Raw genomic sequence first — 18,282 nt, forward strand, 5'->3', positions numbered from 1 at the left:
TCAGGACGCGACGCCGGCGATCGCCAGCACGGTATGCATCAGCACGTTGGTACCTGCGGCGCAGTCGGGCTGCGTGGCGTCTTCCAGCTCGTTGTGGCTGATGCCGTCCTTGCAGGGCACGAACACCATCGCGGCCGGCATGACGGTGTTGAGGTTGCAGGCATCGTGGCCGGCGCCGGAGGTGATGCGGCGGGAGGAATAGCCGAGCGTCTTCGCCGCGTTCTCGACCGCCGCGATCAGCTTGGGATCGAAATGCGTCGGCGGCTTGCGCCAGACCAGGTCGATCTTGACCTCGACCTTGCGGCGCGCGGCGATCTCGGCAATGGCGGCGCGCAAATCGCGATCGAGCGCGTCCATGATGGCGCCATCCGCGCTGCGGCAATCCATGGTGAAGGCGATCTCGCCGGGAATGACGTTGCGCGAGGGATTTGCGATCACGGCCTCGCCGATGGTGCCGACCGCCTTCGGCCCGTGCTTCTTCGCAATGGCCTCCATCGCCAGCACGATTTCGGAGAGCGTCGCGAGCGCATCGCGCCGCAGCGGCATCGGCGTCGATCCGGCATGGCTCTCGAAGCCGGAAATCTTGCCGTCGTACCAGAGCACGCCCTGGCCGGAATCGACCACGCCGATGGTCTTGCCCTCGGCCTCGAGGATCGGACCCTGCTCGATGTGCAGCTCGACGAAGCAGCCGAGCTTCTGGAAGCCCACCGGCTTGTCGCCGCGATAGCCGATGCTATCGAGCGCCTGGCTGACGGTCGTGCCGTCGATATCCTTGCGCGACAGGATGTCATCGGTGGTGAAATCACCGACGTAAGCCGCGGAGGCCATCATCGCCGGTGCGAAGCGCGAGCCTTCCTCGTTGGTCCAGTTGACGACGCAGATCGGCGCTTCGGTTTCGATGCCTGCGTCGTTCAGCGTGCGGATCACTTCCAGCGCGCCGAGCGTCCCCAGAATGCCGTCATACTTTCCGCCGGTCGGCTGGGTGTCGAGATGCGAGCCGATGCCGACGGGCAGCTTCGACATGTCGCGGCCCTTGCGCAGGCCGAACTGTGAGCCGAGCGCATCGGTGTGCACCTCGAGGCCGGCGTCCTCGCAAGCCTTGCGGAACCAGTCGCGCACCTGCTTGTCTTCGCTGCTCAGCGTCAGCCGCCGCACACCGCCCTTGGCCGTCCCGCCAAACTGCGCGGTCTCGTGGATGGAGCCCCAGAGGCGGGCGGAATCGATTTGCAGATTGGTGGCGGCTCGGCTCATGCGGTCGGTCTCTCTTTTGTCCGGCGCCTTTTTCAATGACGCGCCGGCGCGGACTCGTCAACCGCGAGGCTGCTCTGCGCAATCTGCCGTGCGAGCTCGGCGACGCGCTCCACCGCGACGACGTCAGGCGATGCGAGCCAGCTCGCCGTGAACGTCAGCGGCGCTATGGCGAGATCGGTTTCGAGTAGTTGCAACCGCCCGTCGGCGAGCTCGTTCTCGACGATGGCGTCGGGGATCACGGCGATGCCGAGCCCTTCGACCGCCATATGGATGACCGTCGCCAGCGATGCGGAGGCATGCAGCCGGATCGGCGGCAGCTCCGGCCGGTCGAACACTTCGCGCACGACCTCGTAAGGCCTGGTCTTGCGCGGGAAGGTGATGATCGGAAACCGCGCGAGGTCGGCGCGCGTCACCGGGCCGTCGCCGAGCCCGAGCGAGGGGCTTGCGAGAAAGCCGATCGGATAATCCGCGAGCACGCGATTATGGACGCCGGAGGCCGACAGCGGCCCCACCACGAAGGCGAGCTCGATTTCCTGCGCGAGCAGGCGCGCAGTGAGGTTCGGCGTGATGTCGACCTCGATCTCCAGCGATAGGTTCGGATAGACTTCGTTCATGCTCTTGACGAGCCGCGGCAGCCACGTGTGCACGATGGTTTCTGCGACGCCGAGGCGCATCACGCCGCGCATCGCCGAGCGGTCGCCGATCTCGGCGATCATCGCCGCCCTCAGGCCGATCAACTTCTCAGCATAGACCATCATCTGCCGGCCGCTCGGCGTCGGCGAAGCAACGCGATGATCGCGGTTAAGGAGCTTCACGCCCATCTCGCGCTCGAGCTGGGCGATGCGCTGGGAGATCGCCGGCTGGGTCGTATTGAGCCGTGCTGCGGCGCCGCGAAAGCTGCCGAGCTTCACAACCCAAAGGAAGGTTTCGATCGACCTGAAGTCCAGCATGAGAAGGATTTTCCCGATCGATAAATCTAATTTATCAAGATCGATTAGAAAGGAAGATTAGACTTTATAGCATGCTTGGTGTTGGCTGTCTTTGTCGAGTTTATAGGCAGGTCGATCAAATGACTGTTTTGGTGGCAGCGCAGCAAACTGAAACGCCCGACACCCTCCCGAGCCGCCAGGCGCGGCTCGCCTATCGCGGCGGCCAGGTCGGATCTACCGCCGGCGTCGCTCCCGGCTTCGTCCAGGGCAATCTGGCGATCCTGCCGGCCGAATACGCCAGCGCCTTTCACCGCTTCTGCCAGCTCAATCCGAAACCGTGCCCGATCATCGGCATGTCCGACGTCGGCAGCCCGCACATCCCCGCACTCGGCGCCGATCTCGACATCCGCACCGACGTGCCGCGCTATCGCATCTGGCGCGACGGCGAGGTGGTCGACGAGCCGACCGACGTGACCAAGCATTGGCGCGACGATCTCGTGACCTTCGTGCTCGGCTGCTCGTTCTCGTTCGAAGAGGCGTTGCTCGACGAGGGCATGCCGATCCGCCACATCGAGCAGAACGTGCGCGTGCCGATGTACCGCACCAGCATCGCCTGCGGCGAGGCCGGTCCGTTCGCCGGTCCCATGGTGGTGTCGATGCGTCCGTTCAAGCCGGCTGATGCGATTCGCGCTGTGCAGATCACCTCGCGTTATCCCGCCGTGCACGGTGCACCCGTGCATCTCGGGCATCCGCACCTGATCGGCATCAAGGATCTCGCCAAGCCGGACTACGGCGATCCCGTGCCCGTCGCCGACGACGAGATCCCGGTGTTCTGGGCCTGCGGCGTGACGCCGCAATCGGTGATCAACGCCGCCAGGCTGCCGTTCGCGATCACGCATTCGCCCGGCCTGATGCTGGTGACGGATCTGAAGAACCGGAACATGGCCGTGATTTAGTAGGCAGCGTTTGCTGCTTCTTCGGGCTTTACCGCATCGATCAATCGCTCCATTCGATCACTCGAAATTTAGTAACAGGGGACTTTGCCATGACGATCTCTCGCCGTGACGTGCTGCTAGGAGCCACCGCCACCGCCGCGCTGGTGCCGCTCGCTGCACGCGCCCAGACCTCGGAAGTCGTGATCGGCGTCATCTATCCGTTCTCCGGCGGCAGCGCGCAGCAGGGCGTCGACGCGCAGAAGGCCTATGAGACCGCGCTCGAGGTCATCAACAAGGACACCGATTTCGATCTGCCACTGGCTAAGGGCGAGGGTCTGCCCGGCCTCGGCGGCGCAAAAGTCCGCCTCGTGTTCGCCGACCACCAGGCCGATCCGCAAAAGGGCCGCGCCGAAGCCGAGCGCCTGATCACACAGGAGAAGGTCTCCGCGATCATCGGCACCTATCAAAGCGCGGTCGCCGTCACCGTCAGCCAGATCTGCGAACGCTACCAGATCCCGTTCGTCTCGGCCGACAACTCCTCGCCGAGCCTGCATCGCCGCGGCCTCAAATATTATTTCCGCGCCGCCCCACACGACGAGATGTACTCGGCTGCGATGTTCGACTTCTTCGATGCCTTGAAGAAGAAGGGCACCAAGATCGAGACGCTGTCGCTGTTCCACGAGGATACCATCTTCGGCACCGATTCCGGCAACGCCCAGGCCAAGATCGCCGGCGAGCGCGGCTACAAGATCGTCACCGACATCAAGTATCGCGCCAACTCCCCCTCGCTCTCGGCCGAGGTGCAGCAGCTCAAGACCGCCAATGCCGACGTGCTGATGCCGTCGAGTTACACCACGGACGGCATCCTGCTGGTCAAGACCATGGCCGAACTGGGCTACAAGCCGAACGCGATCGTGGCGCAGGACGCCGGCTTCTCGGAGAAGGCGCTCTATGATGCCGTCGGCGACAAGCTCGAAGGCGTGATCTCGCGCGGCACCTTCTCGCTCGATCTCGCTCAGAAGCGCCCCATGGTCGGCAAGATCAACGAGATGTTCAAGGCGCGCTCGGGCAAGGACTTCAACGACCTGACCTCGCGCCAGTTCATGGGCCTGATCATCCTGGCCGACGCCATCAACCGCGCCAAGTCGGCCGACGGCGAGAAGATCCGCGATGCACTGGCCGCGACCGACATCCCGGGCGAGCAGACCATCATGCCCTGGAAGCGCGTCAAGTTCGACGAGGCCGGCCAGAACAACGATGCCGACCCGGTGCTGCTGCAATATATCGGCGGCAAGTTCGTCACCATCTTCCCGCCGCAGGCCGCGATCGCCGAAGCGATCTGGCCGATGAAGTAGGCGCTGCGGGATTAGGGGAGCAAATCGAGATCGTCGCACGAGCCTCGTCATTGCGAGGAGCGAAGCGACGAAGCAATCCAGAGTGTCTCCGTGGTGAGATGCTGGATTGCTTCGCTTCGCTCGCAATGACGGAGCAAACGATGACGTTTCGAACGGGGGACTAAAGTTGACAGCTCAAGCCATTATCCAGAGTCTCGCGAGCGGCCTTCTGATGGGCCTGCTCTACGGACTGATCGCCGTCGGCCTCGCGCTGATCTTCGGCCTGATGGACGTCGTGAACTTCGCCCATGGCGAGTTCCTGATGATCGCGATGTATGCGAGCTTCTTCCTGTTCGCGTTCTTCGCCATCGATCCATTGCTCTCCGCGCCGTTGGTCGCCGCGGCACTCTTCGTCTTCGGGGCGGTCGTCTACCTGCTGATTGTCCGCTTCGCCATGCGGGCCAAGGCCAATGCCGGCATGGTGCAGATCTTTTCCACTTTTGGCCTCGCCATCGTCATGCGCGGCCTCGCGCAGTTCTTCTTCACGCCGGACTATCGCAGCATTCCGCAGTCCTGGCTCGGCGGCAAAACCATCTCGATTGCCGGCATCTTCCTGCCGGAGCCGCAGCTCATCGGCGCGCTGGTCTCGATCGCGGCCTTCGCCGGTCTCTACTTCTTCATCCACCGCACCGACTTCGGCCGGGCGCTGGAAGCGACACGTGAGGATCCCGGCGCGGTCGCCCTCGTCGGCATCGACAAGAACCGCGTGTTCGCGCTCGGCTGGGGCCTTGGCGCCGCGCTGGTCGGTCTCGCCGGCGCGATCATGGCGGTGTTCTTCTACATCTATCCCGACGTCGGCGCGTCCTTCGCGCTGATCGCCTACGTCACCGTCGCGCTCGGCGGCTTCGGCAGCGTGTTCGGCGCCTTCGCCGGCGGCATCATTGTCGGCCTGGTCGAAGCGGTGACCGCGCTGGTGTTGCCGCCATCGCTGAAGTCCGTCGGCATCTATGCCGTCTATCTCCTCGTCGTCTTCATCCGGCCTCGCGGCCTGTTCGGGTCGATGTGATGGACAAGAATTTTGCCGCGCGGCGCCGCCGCGACCTCATCATCGCCGCGGTGCTGGCCGCACTCGCGGCGCTCGCCCCGCTGCTCATCAAGGATGTCTACGTCCAGAACATCCTGATCCTGACCCTGATGTATGCGGCGCTGTCGCAGAGCTGGAACATCCTGTCCGGTTATTGCGGGCAGATCTCGCTGGGGCACGCGCTCTATTTCGGCATCGGCGCCTACACCACCGAGCTGCTGTTCACCAAGTTCGGCGTGCTGCCCTGGTTCGGCATGCTCGCCGGCGGCGTGATTGCGGCGATCATCGCAATGGGGCTCGGCTATCCCTTCTTCCGCCTGCGCGGCCATTACTTCGTGATCGCGACCATCGTCATCGCCGAGATCGGACTGCTCTTGTTCCAGAACTGGGAATGGGCGGGGGCCGCGATGGGAATCACTGTTCCCGTGCGCGGCGACAGCTGGCTGAAATTCCAGTTCATGCGCAGCAAGCTGCCGTACTTCTATTTCGCGCTGGTGCTGTGCAGCCTCGCCTGGTTCGTCACATGGTGGCTGGAAGACTCCAAATGGGGTTTTTGGTGGCGCGCGGTGAAGGACAATCCGGAAGCGGCCGAAAGCCTTGGCGTTGTCGTGTTCAATTCCAAGATGGGCGCGGCAGCGGTCTCCGCTTTCTTGGTCGCCATCGGCGGCGCGTTCTATGCGCAGTTTCTCGCCTATATCGATCCTGAGAGCGTCATGGGCTTCCAGTTCTCGTTGCTGATGGCGTTGCCGGCCGTGCTCGGCGGTATCGGTACCCTCTGGGGCCCGGTGCTAGGGGCGGCCATCCTGATCCCGATGACGGAGCTGACGCGCTCCTATATCGGCGGCTCCGGCCGCGGTGTTGACCTCATCGTCTATGGCGCCCTGATCGTCGCGATCTCGCTGGCCCTGCCGCGCGGTCTGGTGAGCCTATTCTCCCGTTCGAAGGCAAGAGGAGCCACGCGATGACTGCGCTCCTTGAAACCCGCGGTGTCTGGCAGCGGTTCGGCGGCCTCGTCGCCAACAGCGATGTCTCGATCTCGGTCGGCCGCGGCGAGATCGTCGGCCTGATCGGGCCGAACGGTGCCGGTAAGTCGACGCTGTTCAATCTCATCGCCGGCGTCCTGCCGCCGACGCAGGGGTCGATCTGGTTCGACGGCGAGGATGTCACCAACATGCCGGCGGCCGAGCGCTGCCAGCGTGGTGTCGGGCGCACCTTCCAGGTGGTCAAGAGCTTTGAGACCATGACTGTCATCGACAACGTCATCGTCGGTGCTCTCGTGCGCAACACCGTGATGCGCGAGGCGCGCCGCAAGGCGCATGAGGTGCTCGAATTCACCGGGCTTGCCGCGCGCGCCGACGTGCTGGCGAGCGACCTAGTGCCGGCCGAGAAACGCCGCCTCGAAGTCGCCCGTGCGCTGGCGACCGAACCGAAGCTGCTGCTGCTGGACGAAGTCCTCACCGGCCTGACGCCGACCGAGGCGCAGACTGGCGTCGCGCTGGTGCGCAAGGTGCGTGATGCCGGCATCACCGTTTTGATGGTCGAGCATGTCATGGAGATCGTGATGCCGCTGGTCGACCGCGCCATCGTGCTCGACCTCGGCAAGGTGCTGGTCGAGGGTAAGCCTTCCGACGTCGTTCGCGATCCCAAGGTGATCAGCGCATATCTGGGAGATCGTCATGCTGTCGGTGCATGAAGTCACGACCGCCTATCAGGGCCTGGTCGCGATCTCGGCGGTCTCGATCGAGGTCCAGAAGGGCGAGATCGTCTGCGTCGCCGGCGCCAACGGCGCGGGCAAGTCGACGCTGCTCAAATCCATCGCCGGCGCCGAGCGCCCGCGTTCGGGCACGGTGACGTTCGACGGCAAGCGGCTCGACGGCATGGCGCAGCATCATATCACCGCCACCGGCATCGCCTATGTGCCGGAGAACCGCCGTCTGTTCCCGCGCCTGTCGGTGCGCGACAATCTGCGCCTGGGCAGCTATCTCTACCGCGGTGACGCCGACCGCGAGGGGCCGCTCGACCTCGTGTTCAAGCTGTTCCCGCGCCTTCAGGAACGTTTGGAGCAGCGCGCCGAGACGCTGTCCGGCGGCGAGCAGCAGATGCTCGCGATCGGCCGCGCGCTGATGACGCGTCCGCGGCTGTTGATGCTGGACGAGCCCTCGCAAGGCATCATGCCGAAGCTGGTCGACGAAATCTTCCAGGCGGTACTGCGCATCCGCGACGCCGGCATGACCGTGCTGATCGTCGAGCAGCGCATGGCCGAGTGCCTGGAGATCGCCGACCGCGCCTATATCCTGCAAACCGGCCGCGTGCTGATGCAGGGGCCGGCAGCCGAGATCAGGGGCAATCCCGACGTGCGGAAGGCGTATCTGGGGCTGTAGCTAGACTGCCACCGCAATCTCAGCCGTCATCCTGAGATGCGCGCTCTTCGCGCGCCTCGAAGGATGACGGTAGGTTTGTGGGGTCAATGCTCGTGCCCATGCTCCGGCAGCGTCACCCCGAACACCTTCACCAGATCTTTCACCTGCTCCGGCGAGAGATACCGCGGGTTCATCCCGCGCAGCAGCAGGTACAGCTTCGCCGTCTCCTCCAGCTCCTCCGTCGCGAACACCGCGGCCTCCAGCGTGTCGCCGGCGACCACCGGGCCGTGATTGGCGAGCAGCACGGATGAATATTTGCCTGCCAGCCCCTTGATTGCATCCGCAACCGCGGGATCGCCGGGGCGGTAATAGGGCACAAGCGCAGTGGCGCCGCATTTCATCAGATAATAAGCCGTCATCGGCGGCAGTGCGGCGCGCGGGTCGATCTCGGGCAGCATCGAGAGCGCGACCGAATGGGTGGAATGCAGATGCACGATCGCCCGCGCGCTTTCGCGCGTATCGTAGAGCGCGGTGTGCAGCGGAACTTCCTTGGTCGGCGCATCGCCCGAGAGGAGGCGCCCCCGTGCGTCCAGCCGCGAGAGTCGCGCCGGGTCGAGGAAGCCGAGCGAGGCGTTGGTGGGGGTGACGAGCCAACCCCCGTCGTGCATCTTGACGCTGATATTGCCGGAAGAGCCCGGTGTCAGCCCGCGCTCGAACAAGGACCGTCCGAAGCGGCAGATATCCTCACGCAGCCGGGTCTCGTTGCTCATAGCCGTCATGCCCGCTTGTCTCACGCTTTGGCAGCGCGGCCAAGCCGTGTTATTCGGATCAGTGAGCCGCCGCAAAGGGCGGCCGTCCAGGAAACGTTCGCAAGGGTCAGTTGCATGTCCGCCTCCACGTCACAAAATCAGCGTATCGCCGTCATCGGGCTCGGCTCGATGGGGTTCGGCATGGCGACCTCGCTGAAGCGCGCCGGTCATGCGGTGACCGGCTGCGACGTCTCGGCTGACGCGGTGGCGCGTTTCGTGAAGGACGGCGGCGCAGGCGCCAGCACGCCGGCGGAAGCGGCCAAGGGCGCCGACATCGTCGTCAGCGTCGTCGTCAATGCCGCGCAGACCGAGACCATCCTGTTCGGCAAGGATGGCGCCGCCGAGACCCTGCCGAAGGACAGCGTCTTCCTGTCCTCCGCCACCATGGACCCGGATGTGGCTCGTCGCCTCGCAAAGCAGTTGGAGGCGACCGGCCGTCACTATCTGGATGCGCCGATCTCCGGCGGCGCGCAGCGCGCAGCCCAAGGCGAGCTGACGATCCTTGCCTCCGGCAGTCCCGCTGCCTTTGCAAAGGCGCGGCCGGCGCTCGATGCCATGGCGGCAAAACTCTACGAGCTCGGCGATGCCGCAGGGCAGGGCGCCGCCTTCAAGATGATCAACCAGTTGCTGGCCGGCGTGCATATCGCCGCCGCCAGCGAAGCGATGGCGTTCGCGGCCAAGCAGGGCCTCGACATCCGCAAGGTCTATGAGGTGATCACGGCCTCAGCCGGCAATTCCTGGATGTTCGAGAACCGCATGCCGCACGTGCTCGACGGCGATTACACGCCGCGCAGCGCGGTGGAGATCTTCGTCAAGGACCTCGGCATCATCCAGGACATGGCGCGCAGCGCCCGATTCCCGGTGCCGGTCTCCGCCGCTGCTCTCCAGATGTTTCTGATGACATCCGCCGCCGGCATGGGCCGCGATGACGACGCCTCGGTCGCGCGCATGTATGCGCAGGTCACCGGCGTAAAACTTCCCGGCGACAAGTAGAGCCAAGAGGATTCCGATGCCCCGTTTCGCCGCCAACCTCTCGATGATGTTCACCGAGGTGCCGTTCCTCGACCGTTTCGACGCCGCCGCGCAAGCGGGCTTCACCGCGGTCGAATTCCTCTTTCCCTACGAGCATCCGGCCGAGGTGGTCGGCGAGCGGCTCAGGCGCAACGGTTTGACGCAGGCGCTGTTCAACCTGCCGCCGGGCGATTGGAATGCCGGCGAGAAGGGCTTTGCTGCTCTTCCCCAGCGCTTCTCCGATCTCAAGGCGAGCCTGGAGACGGCGTTGCCTTACGCCAAGGCGACCGGCGTCAAGCGGCTGCACTTGATGGCCGGCATTGCCAACCGCGGCGAGCGCGTCGCGATCGAGGCGTTCTACAAATCGGTGGCGTGGGCTGCGGAGTTCTTCGCTCCGCACGGCATCGACATCGTGCTCGAGCCGATCAATGCGCGCAATGTGCCCGGCTACTTCCTCAACGATTTTGGCTTCGCGCGCGACCTGATCCAGGAGCTGAGACTGGCAAACCTGAAGCTCCAGTTCGACATCTATCACTGCCAGATCATCCACGGCGACGTCACCATGCGCTTGCGCGAGATGATGCCGATCATCGGGCACATCCAGATCGCCAGCGTTCCCTCGCGCAACGAGCCCGACGGGGAGGAGCTGAATTATCCGTTCCTGTTCACTGAACTCGACCGGCTCGGCTATACCGGGTTCGTCGGCTGCGAATACAATCCGCGCGGGAAGACCACCGATGGCCTTGCCTGGTTCAAGCCTTATGCGGGAGTGAAGCCGTGACGCTCGCGCTTGGTTGCATCGCCGACGACTATACCGGCGCCTCCGATCTCGCCAACACGCTGACGCGCGCGGGCCTGCGTACCGTGCAGACCATCGGCGTGCCCGCGGACGATCTCGCGCTGCCCGAAGTCGACGCCGTCGTGGTGTCACTGAAGAGCCGCTCGATCGAGGCAGGCCTTGCCGTGTCGCGCTCGCGTGCGGCGGAGAAATGGCTGCGTGGCCGCGGGGCGCGCCACGTGCTGTTCAAGATCTGCTCGACCTTCGATTCCACCGATGCGGGCAATATCGGCCCGGTGATGGACGCGCTGCGCGCCGATAGCGGCGAGGCCGTCGTGCTGGTGACGCCGGCTTTCCCGGAGACCGGTCGCACGGTCTATCAGGGCAATCTGTTCGTCGGCGCCGTGCCGCTGAACGAGAGCCCGCTCAAGGACCATCCGCTCAATCCAATGCGCGATTCCAACCTGGTGCGCGTGCTGGCACGCCAGAGCAAGACGCAGGTGGGTCTGGTCGATCTCGCGACCGTCACCCGCGGCGCGGAGGCCGTGCGGGCTCGGCTTGCCGAACTATCAGGCAAGGGCATCGGTGCCGCGATCATCGATGCCGTGTTCGACCGCGACCTCGAGACCATCGGCCTCGTCGCTGCCCAGCATAGGCTGTCGGTCGGCGCCTCCGGCATCGGCCTCGGACTGGCGCGGGCTCTGGTCTCGACGGGCAAGGTCAAGTCAGCAGCTGGCAGCGGCGGGTCGGACGCCGCCATCGGCGGACCGGCGGCTTGCCTCGCCGGAAGCTGCTCGCAGGCGACGCTTCAGCAGATCGCCAACGCCGAACGCGTCATGGCGGTGCTCCATCTCGATCAGGACCGTATTCTTACGGGAGCGGACGAAGTGCAGCGCGCGATCGCCTGGGCTAAGCCGCGGCTCGCCGACGGTCCGGTCCTGATCGCGTCGAGCGCGACACCGGATCAGGTCGCCGCCCTGCAGGCGCGCCACGGCCGCGATGCGGCCGGTCACGCCATCGAGCAGGCGATGGCCGACATTGCGGAAAACCTAGTCAAATCAGGCGTCCGGCGGCTGGTCGTGGCTGGCGGCGAGACCTCCGGCGCCGTCGTCGATCGCCTCGGGCTTCCCGGCTTCCTGGTCGGCGCGGAGATCGCTGCGGGCGTCCCGGTGTTGCGCGCCGTCGGCGCTGAAACAGGCGAGATGCTGCTCGCGCTGAAGTCCGGAAATTTCGGCGGGCCGGAATTCTTCGCGGACGCGCTTGGGCTCATGCGCTGAGGGCAGGACGTTCTTAGCTGCCTGTTCATTTCTTTCAGGCTCCGTACTCGAACGGAGTCGTAGTTAACATCTGCTCAGTCGCTCTGTTGTCTGATGTCGGCGTCGCTCCTTTTGGTTGATTGTTAAGACCTCCCGGACGCGCGCCCGCGCCAGCACAACGAGACCCGATTATGTTCGCCACCATTTCCATTCGCGCCAAGATCATCAGTGTCGTGGCGTTCCTGCTGGTCGCGATGACCGGCATGGGCCTGCTCGCCGTCACGAAGATGCGGTCGATGAACGCCAACACCACCGACATCACCACGAGCTGGCTGCCCAGCGTCCGGGTGCTCGGCGAACTGCGCGCCAGCGTCATCACCTACCGCAACGTCGTTCGCCAGCACATGCTGGCCGAAACCCTCGAAGACAAGCTCGCCAACGAGAAGACGGCCGGCACCGTGATCGAGGCGCTCGGCAAGGCTCGCAGGAACTACGAGCCGATGATCACCACTCCGGAAGAGCGCAGGCTGTACAACGAATGGGCCAAGCTCTGGGACGACTACAAGAAGGGCACCGAAGACGTCATGGCGCTGTCGCGCAAGGAGGCCGGCAAGGTCCCGCATGACGCACAGGAGCTGAACACCAAGACGGTCAACAAGATCGGCCTTGCGTCGGATGAGGTCCTGATGAAGGACATCGAGCTCAACACCAAGGGCGGCGACCAGGCTGCCCAGGATGCCGCCGACAGCTATTTCTATGCCTTCATGCTGGTCTCGATCATCCTCGGCGCCGCCGTGATCATCGGCATCGGCGTCAGCTTCTACCTGGTCCAGGACGTCTCCGCCGGCATCAACTCGATCATCCAGCCGATGCAGGCGCTCGGCAAGGGCGACCTCTCCGCCGAAGTCCCGCATCGCGGCGAGAAGACCGAGATCGGCGCCATGGCCGATGTGCTCCAGATCTTCAAGGAAGCCTTGATCGCCAAGAAAGCCGCCGATGAGGCCGCCGCCGCCGATGCCGATGCCAAGATCGAGCGCGGCCGTCGCGTCGACGGCATCACCCGCGATTTCGAAACCATGATCGGCGAGATTGTCCAGACCGTGTCCTCGGCCTCGACCCAGCTCGAGGCCTCCGCCTCGACGCTGACCTCGACCGCCGACCGCTCGCAGCGGATGGCGACCACGGTCGCCGCGGCTTCCGAGGAAGCCTCGACCAACGTGCAGTCGGTGGCCTCTGCCACCGAGGAGATGGCGTCGTCGGTCGGCGAGATCAGCCGTCAGGTGCAGGAATCTGCGCGGATGGCGGGCGATGCCGTCGGCCAGGCCCGTGCCACCACCGAGCGCGTCAGCGAACTCTCCAAGGCGGCTTCCCGCATCGGCGACGTCGTCGAGCTGATCAACACCATCGCGGGCCAGACTAACCTCTTGGCGCTGAACGCCACCATCGAGGCGGCGCGTGCCGGTGAAGCCGGCCGCGGCTTCGCGGTGGTCGCCTCCGAGGTGAAGGCGCTCGCCGAGCAGACCGCCAAGGCGACCGGCGAGATCGGCCAGCAGATCTCCGGCATCCAGGCCGCGACCAACGACTCGGTCGGCGCCATCAAGGAGATCTCCTCGACCATTGAGCGTCTCTCCGAAATCTCCTCGGCGATTGCGGCTGCGGTGGAAGAGCAGGGCGCAGCGACCCAGGAGATCGCCCGCAACGTGCAGCAGGCGGCGCAGGGCACCCAGCAGGTCTCCTCCAACATCACCGATGTGCAGCGCGGCGCGACCGAGACCGGCACGGCCTCCTCGCAGGTGCTGTCGGCAGCGCAGATGCTGTCCAACGACTCGAGCCGCCTCAAGACCGAGGTCAGCAAGTTCCTGACCAACGTCCGCGCGGCCTGAGCCGGGACACGATCGCAGTTCTGAAAGCGGCGCCTGCGGGTGCCGCTTTTTTTACGGGGGTAAGCCGCTTCCGCAATCTTCCGGCCGCAGGCTGCATATCTGGAATGCGATTTCGCGGTGCGATAGCAGGGAAGTGACCGCACGGGGCGGCGCTGTCGTTGGCCATTTCCGCGGTGTTCGGGTAAATCAGCCTCAGGAACCCGTGGGGCGTGTTCCCTGTCCCCGATTTGGAATTGCCTGACCAATGATTGCTCTGGTCCGTATTGCCCTGAGCCGACCCTACACGTTTGTCGTGCTCGCGCTTCTGCTCCTGATCATCGGGCCGCTGGCGGCCCTGCGGACGCCGACCGACATCTTCCCGGACATCCGCATCCCCGTGATCGGCGTGGTCTGGCAGTACACCGGCCTGCCGCCGGACCAGATGTCCGGCCGCATCACCACGCCGTTCCAGCGCGCGCTGACGACGACGGTCAACGACATCGAGCACATTGCCGCCAACTCCTATAACGGCTTTGGCATCATCAAGATCTTCTTCCAGCCGAACGTCGACATCCGCACCGCCAACGCGCAGGTCACCGCGATCTCGCAGACGCTGCTGAAGCAGATGCCGCCGGGCGCAACGCCGCCCCTGATCCTGAACTACTCCGCCTCGACCGTGCCGATCATCCAGGTAGCTTTGTCGGGCGATGGCCTGACCGAGCAGAACCTCGCCGATATCGGCATTAACAATCTGCGCACCCCGCTGGTCACCGTGCCCGGCGCGGCGATCCCGTATCCGTTCGGCGGCAAGCAGCGCCAAATCCAGATCGACCTCGATCCGACCGCGCTCCAGGCCCGTGGCCTGTCGGGCCAGGACGTCGCCAACGCGCTCGCAGCCCAGAACCTGATCACGCCGGTCGGCACCCAGAAGATCGGCCAGTTCGAATACAACATCCAGCTCAACAACTCGCCGCTGAAGATCGACGAGCTCGGCAATCTGCCGATCAGGACCGTCAACGGCGCGATGGTCTATGTGCGCGACGTCGCGACCGTGCGTGACGGTAATCCGCCGCAGACCAACATCGTCCACGTCGACGGCAATCGCTCGGTGCTGATGATGGTGCTGAAGGCGGGCGCGACCTCGACGCTCGATATCATCGCAGGCATCAAGCAGAAGGTGATCGACGTCAAGGACCAGCTGCCGGACGCGCTGAAGATCGGCTTCATCGGCGACCAGTCGGTGTTCGTCCGCGGCGCGATTCAAGGCGTCGCAGTCGAAGGCGTGATCGCTGCGCTGCTGACCAGCGTCATGATCCTGCTGTTCCTCGGCAGCTGGCGCTCCACGGTCATCATCGCAGTCTCGATCCCGCTCTCGGTGCTCGGCGCCATCATCATGCTGTCGGCGATCGGCGAGACGCTCAACATCATGACGCTCGGCGGCCTTGCGCTCGCGGTCGGCATCCTCGTCGACGACGCCACCGTGACCATCGAGAACATCAACTACCATCTGGAGCAGGGCAAGCCGGTCGAGCAGTCGATTCTCGACGGCGCCAACCAGATCGTGACGCCGGCCTTCGTCTCGCTGCTCTGCATCTGCATCGTGTTCGTGCCGATGTTCTTCCTCTCCGGCGTCGCGCGCTTCCTGTTCGTGCCGATGGCGGAAGCCGTGATGTTCGCTATGATCTGGTCGTTCATCCTGTCGCGCACGCTGGTGCCGACCATGGCGAACTATCTGCTACAGGCGCACGTCCATCACGAGGGCGTCCCGCCGAAGTCGCGCAATCCGCTGGTCTGGTTCCAGCGCGGCTTCGAGGCCCGGTTCGAGCGCATTCGCGGCGGCTACCATGACTTCCTCGGGCTCGCGCTGGCGCACCGCGCGGTGTTCGTGATCGGCTTCCTCTGCGTGGTCGGCGCGTCCTTCGCGCTGGTGCCGTTCCTCGGGCGCAACTTCTTCCCGGCGGTCGATGCCGGCAATATCCTGATGCACGTCCGTACCCAGGTCGGCACCCGCGTGGAGGAGACGGCCAACCAGCTCGCCGACGTCCAGAAGGCGATCCGCAAGCTGATCCCCGGCGAAATCGAGACGCTGACCGACAATATCGGCATGCCGATCTCCGGCATCAACATGACCTATAACAACACGGGCGTGATCGGCCCGCAGGACGGCGACATCCAGATCAAGCTGAAAGAGGGCCACAAGCCGACGGAAGAGCACGTGCGCGTACTGCGCGAGCAGCTGCCGCGCCTGTTCCCCGGCGTCAGCTTCGCGTTCCTCCCGGCCGACATCGTCAGCCAGATCCTGAACTTCGGCGCGCCGGCGCCGATTGACCTGCAGATCCGCGGCGCCAACATCAACGCCAACTTTGCCTACGCCAACAATCTGCTGGCGAAGGTTCGCAAGATTCCGGGCGTTGCCGATGCGCGCATCCAGCAGTCGCCGAACAATCCCACCTTCAACATCGACGTCGACCGCACCCGCGCGCAATATGTCGGTCTGACCGAGCGCGACGTCACCAACAGCCTCGTGGTCAATCTCGCCGGCTCTTCGCAGGTGGCGCCGACCTACTACCTCAATCCGGACAACGGCGTGTCCTACTCGATCGTGATGCAGACGCCGCAATATCAGATCGACTCGCTCAGCGCGCTCCAGACGCTGCCGATCACGGCGGCCGGCAATTCCCAATCGCCTATCCTCGGCGGCATTGCCGACATCAAGCGCTCGACCTCGAGCGCGGTGGTGTCGCAATACGACATCCAGTCGATGGTGCAGATCTTTGCTACGACCTCGGGCCGCGATCTCGGCGCGGTGTCGAACGATATCCGCAAGGTGATCGCCGACACGGCCAAGGACGTGCCGAAGGGCTCCTCCGTGGTGCTGCTCGGCCAGGTGCAGACCATGAACAGCGCCTTCACCGGTCTTCTGTTCGGCCTGCTCGGTGCCGTCGTGCTGATCTACTTCCTGATCGTCGTGAACTTCCAGTCCTGGTCCGATCCGTTCGTGATCATCACGGCGCTGCCGGCCGCGCTCGCCGGCATCGTCTGGATGCTGTTCATGACCGAGACGACGCTGTCGGTGCCCGCCCTGACCGGCGCGATCATGTGCATGGGCGTTGCCACCGCCAACAGCGTGCTGGTGATCTCCTTCGCCCGCGAGCGCTACGAGGAGCTCGGTGACCCCATCGCCGCTGCACTCGAGGCCGGGTTCGTCCGGTTCCGCCCGGTGCTGATGACCGCGCTCGCCATGATCATCGGCATGGCGCCGATGGCCCTGGGGCTCGGGGAGGGCGGCGAGCAGAATGCGCCCCTTGGCCGCGCCGTGATCGGCGGCCTGATCTTTGCAACTTTCGCCACGCTGATGTTTGTTCCCGTGGTGTTCAGTATGGTACACAAGAAACAAGGCGCCAAAGCCGCCGCCCCATTGGAGACTCCGCATGTCGCCCACTGAACCCCGCTCCCCGGTGTCGCACCGGAAACTGGGCATCTTCGGCGTGGTGGCGCTGATTGCGGCAGGCCTCGTCGTCGGCACCGGCATTCGTGCTCGCGAGGAGCAGGGCTCCAAGCTGAAGGAATGGACCGACGATCAGGCCGTTCCCAGCGTCGTCGTGACGCTGCCCAATGCGAAGGCTCTCAACGCCACCATCGACCTGCCGGGCCGGCTCGAGGCCTATTACCGCGCGCCGATCTTCGCGCGCGTCTCCGGCTACCTGAAGAGCTGGAGCGTCGACATGGGCGCGCGCGTCAAGGCGGGGCAGGTGATCGCCGAGATCGAGGCGCCCGACCTCGACCAGCAACTGCTTCAGGCCCGTGCCGACCTCGCCAGCCAACAGGCCAGTGCCAGGCTCTCGGAAGCAACGCTCAACCGGCGCAAGACGCTGGTCGCCTCCAACTTCGTCTCGGCGCAGGAGATCGACGAGCGCACTGCCGATCTCTCCAACAAGAACGCAGCCGTCCATTCGGGCCAGGCCAACGTCGAGCGGCTGGAAGCGCTGGCCGGCTACAAGAAGATCACCGCGCCGTTCGACGGCGTGGTCACGGCGCGCGATACCGACGTCGGCGCGCTGATCAATGCCGGCGGCGGCTCCGGCCCGGCGATGTTCGTGGTCTCCGACATCACCAAGCTGCGCGTTTACGTCAACGTTCCCCAGAACTATGTGCCGGCGATCAAGATCGGCGCCAAGGCCACCATGGTCATGCCGGAATACCCGAACCGGACCTTCCAGGCGACGGTCGAGGCGTCCTCGCAGGCCGTCGACGTTGCCTCAGGCACCACCCGCATGCAGCTCGGGCTCGACAATTCCAGCGGCGAGTTGATGCCGGGCGGCTATGCCAGTGTGAAGCTCAACCTCCAGCGCGACATCGCGCCGCTGAGCATTCCCGCCAGCGCCCTGATCTTCAACGGCAGCGGTCTGCGTGTTGCGACCGTCGGCCCCGACGACAAGGTGCAGTTCAAGACCGTGACCATCGCGCGCGATCTTGGCAAGGAGATTGAGCTCGCCTCGGGCATCGCACCCGACGACCGCGTCATCACTGCCCCGCCGGATGGCCTTTCCGACGGCGACCAGGTTCGCGTCGGCGGCGGTGCTGGTGCCAAGGGCAAGCCGGCGACGGCGTCGGAGAAGCAGGCGCCGAAGGGCTAAGGCGCTCTTGTAGGGTGGGTTAGCCGCAGGCGTAAC

15 protein-coding genes are annotated in these 18,282 nt (G+C 65.0%); 12 read left to right on the top strand and 3 right to left on the bottom strand.

The annotated features are described in order from the left end of the window. The gene (locus tag ACKWRH_RS12890) at positions 1 to 1,251 is read right to left on the bottom strand and encodes a Zn-dependent hydrolase (protein ID WP_041955820.1); all 1,251 of its coding nucleotides are present in this window, start codon (positions 1,249 to 1,251) and stop codon (positions 1 to 3) included. 32 nt (positions 1,252 to 1,283) lie between these two features. Beyond that, complete coding sequence (locus tag ACKWRH_RS12895) at positions 1,284 to 2,201, bottom strand: LysR family transcriptional regulator (protein WP_071915762.1); 918 nt, start codon at positions 2,199 to 2,201, stop codon at positions 1,284 to 1,286. A 119-nt stretch (positions 2,202 to 2,320) separates the two neighbouring features. Here ACKWRH_RS12895 and ACKWRH_RS12900 point away from each other — a divergent pair, with 119 nt between their 5' ends. From ACKWRH_RS12900 to ACKWRH_RS12925, 6 genes are all read left to right on the top strand, one after another. Beyond that, positions 2,321 to 3,136 (top strand): putative hydro-lyase, encoded by an 816-nt coding sequence (locus ACKWRH_RS12900; RefSeq protein WP_445220839.1) that lies wholly within the window; start codon positions 2,321 to 2,323, stop codon positions 3,134 to 3,136. Positions 3,137 to 3,225: 89 nt separating this feature from the next. Further along, a complete protein-coding gene (locus ACKWRH_RS12905) occupies positions 3,226 to 4,470 on the top strand; it encodes an ABC transporter substrate-binding protein (protein ID WP_445220840.1) in 1,245 nt (414 codons plus the stop codon). Between the two features lie 211 nt (positions 4,471 to 4,681). Beyond that, complete coding sequence (locus tag ACKWRH_RS12910) at positions 4,682 to 5,515, top strand: branched-chain amino acid ABC transporter permease (RefSeq protein WP_445222387.1); 834 nt, start codon at positions 4,682 to 4,684, stop codon at positions 5,513 to 5,515. Beyond that, positions 5,515 to 6,498: a branched-chain amino acid ABC transporter permease gene (locus ACKWRH_RS12915; RefSeq protein WP_445220841.1), complete on the top strand. Its 984-nt coding sequence runs from the start codon at positions 5,515 to 5,517 to the stop codon at positions 6,496 to 6,498. The genes ACKWRH_RS12910 and ACKWRH_RS12915 overlap by 1 nt, the downstream gene beginning before the upstream one ends. Next, entirely contained in the window at positions 6,495 to 7,226 is a 732-nt protein-coding gene (locus tag ACKWRH_RS12920) for an ABC transporter ATP-binding protein (protein WP_028146884.1), read from the top strand. Before ACKWRH_RS12915 ends, ACKWRH_RS12920 begins: the two co-directional genes overlap by 4 nt. Then, on the top strand, positions 7,210 to 7,914 hold the full coding sequence (locus ACKWRH_RS12925; protein ID WP_445220842.1) for an ABC transporter ATP-binding protein: 705 nt from the start codon (positions 7,210 to 7,212) through the stop codon (positions 7,912 to 7,914). The genes ACKWRH_RS12920 and ACKWRH_RS12925 overlap by 17 nt, the downstream gene beginning before the upstream one ends. An 83-nt stretch (positions 7,915 to 7,997) precedes the next feature. Here ACKWRH_RS12925 and otnC read toward each other — a convergent pair whose 3' ends face one another. Then, complete coding sequence (gene otnC / locus ACKWRH_RS12930; RefSeq protein ID WP_441497976.1) at positions 7,998 to 8,672, bottom strand: 3-oxo-tetronate 4-phosphate decarboxylase; 675 nt, start codon at positions 8,670 to 8,672, stop codon at positions 7,998 to 8,000. 105 nt (positions 8,673 to 8,777) lie between these two features. Here otnC and ltnD point away from each other — a divergent pair, with 105 nt between their 5' ends. The 6 genes from ltnD to ACKWRH_RS12960 all read left to right on the top strand — a co-directional run bounded on the left by ltnD (position 8,778) and on the right by ACKWRH_RS12960 (position 18,246). Next, positions 8,778 to 9,695 carry an L-threonate dehydrogenase gene (gene ltnD / locus ACKWRH_RS12935; protein WP_014496893.1) on the top strand — a complete coding sequence of 306 codons (918 nt, stop codon included), beginning with the start codon at positions 8,778 to 8,780 and terminating at the stop codon, positions 9,693 to 9,695. A gap of 16 nt (positions 9,696 to 9,711) precedes the next feature. Continuing rightward, a complete protein-coding gene (gene otnI, locus ACKWRH_RS12940) occupies positions 9,712 to 10,494 on the top strand; it encodes a 2-oxo-tetronate isomerase (protein ID WP_445220843.1) in 783 nt (260 codons plus the stop codon). Beyond that, positions 10,491 to 11,768 carry a 3-oxo-tetronate kinase gene (gene otnK, locus ACKWRH_RS12945; RefSeq protein ID WP_445220844.1) on the top strand — a complete coding sequence of 426 codons (1,278 nt, stop codon included), beginning with the start codon at positions 10,491 to 10,493 and terminating at the stop codon, positions 11,766 to 11,768. The genes otnI and otnK overlap by 4 nt, the downstream gene beginning before the upstream one ends. A gap of 170 nt (positions 11,769 to 11,938) precedes the next feature. Continuing rightward, positions 11,939 to 13,630, top strand: a complete 1,692-nt coding sequence (locus ACKWRH_RS12950; RefSeq protein WP_445220845.1) for a methyl-accepting chemotaxis protein — start codon at positions 11,939 to 11,941, stop codon at positions 13,628 to 13,630. A 244-nt stretch (positions 13,631 to 13,874) separates the two neighbouring features. Continuing rightward, positions 13,875 to 17,054, top strand: a complete 3,180-nt coding sequence (locus ACKWRH_RS12955) for an efflux RND transporter permease subunit (RefSeq protein WP_445220846.1) — start codon at positions 13,875 to 13,877, stop codon at positions 17,052 to 17,054. Continuing rightward, a complete protein-coding gene (locus tag ACKWRH_RS12960; protein ID WP_445220847.1) occupies positions 17,041 to 18,246 on the top strand; it encodes an efflux RND transporter periplasmic adaptor subunit in 1,206 nt (401 codons plus the stop codon). Before ACKWRH_RS12955 ends, ACKWRH_RS12960 begins: the two co-directional genes overlap by 14 nt. The last annotated feature ends 36 nt before the right edge of the window (positions 18,247 to 18,282 follow it).

The sequence above is a fragment of the Bradyrhizobium sp. Pa8 genome, from assembly GCF_052588265.1.

What these genes read in the sequence shown, in the direction of transcription:
- otnI (WP_445220843.1), top strand. Translation starts at nt 9,712, where the DNA reads ATGCCCCGTTTCGCCGCCAACCTCTCGATGATGTTCACCGAGGTGCCG.
- ACKWRH_RS12900 (WP_445220839.1), top strand. Translation starts at nt 2,321, where the DNA reads ATGACTGTTTTGGTGGCAGCGCAGCAAACTGAAACGCCCGACACCCTC.
- otnC (WP_441497976.1), bottom strand. Translation starts at nt 8,672, where the DNA reads ATGACGGCTATGAGCAACGAGACCCGGCTGCGTGAGGATATCTGCCGC.
- ACKWRH_RS12895 (WP_071915762.1), bottom strand. Translation starts at nt 2,201, where the DNA reads ATGCTGGACTTCAGGTCGATCGAAACCTTCCTTTGGGTTGTGAAGCTC.
- ACKWRH_RS12925 (WP_445220842.1), top strand. Translation starts at nt 7,210, where the DNA reads ATGCTGTCGGTGCATGAAGTCACGACCGCCTATCAGGGCCTGGTCGCG.
- ltnD (WP_014496893.1), top strand. Translation starts at nt 8,778, where the DNA reads ATGTCCGCCTCCACGTCACAAAATCAGCGTATCGCCGTCATCGGGCTC.
- ACKWRH_RS12915 (WP_445220841.1), top strand. Translation starts at nt 5,515, where the DNA reads ATGGACAAGAATTTTGCCGCGCGGCGCCGCCGCGACCTCATCATCGCC.
- ACKWRH_RS12920 (WP_028146884.1), top strand. Translation starts at nt 6,495, where the DNA reads ATGACTGCGCTCCTTGAAACCCGCGGTGTCTGGCAGCGGTTCGGCGGC.
- ACKWRH_RS12950 (WP_445220845.1), top strand. Translation starts at nt 11,939, where the DNA reads ATGTTCGCCACCATTTCCATTCGCGCCAAGATCATCAGTGTCGTGGCG.
- ACKWRH_RS12905 (WP_445220840.1), top strand. Translation starts at nt 3,226, where the DNA reads ATGACGATCTCTCGCCGTGACGTGCTGCTAGGAGCCACCGCCACCGCC.
- ACKWRH_RS12890 (WP_041955820.1), bottom strand. Translation starts at nt 1,251, where the DNA reads ATGAGCCGAGCCGCCACCAATCTGCAAATCGATTCCGCCCGCCTCTGG.
- ACKWRH_RS12910 (WP_445222387.1), top strand. Translation starts at nt 4,682, where the DNA reads ATGGGCCTGCTCTACGGACTGATCGCCGTCGGCCTCGCGCTGATCTTC.
- ACKWRH_RS12955 (WP_445220846.1), top strand. Translation starts at nt 13,875, where the DNA reads ATGATTGCTCTGGTCCGTATTGCCCTGAGCCGACCCTACACGTTTGTC.
- ACKWRH_RS12960 (WP_445220847.1), top strand. Translation starts at nt 17,041, where the DNA reads ATGTCGCCCACTGAACCCCGCTCCCCGGTGTCGCACCGGAAACTGGGC.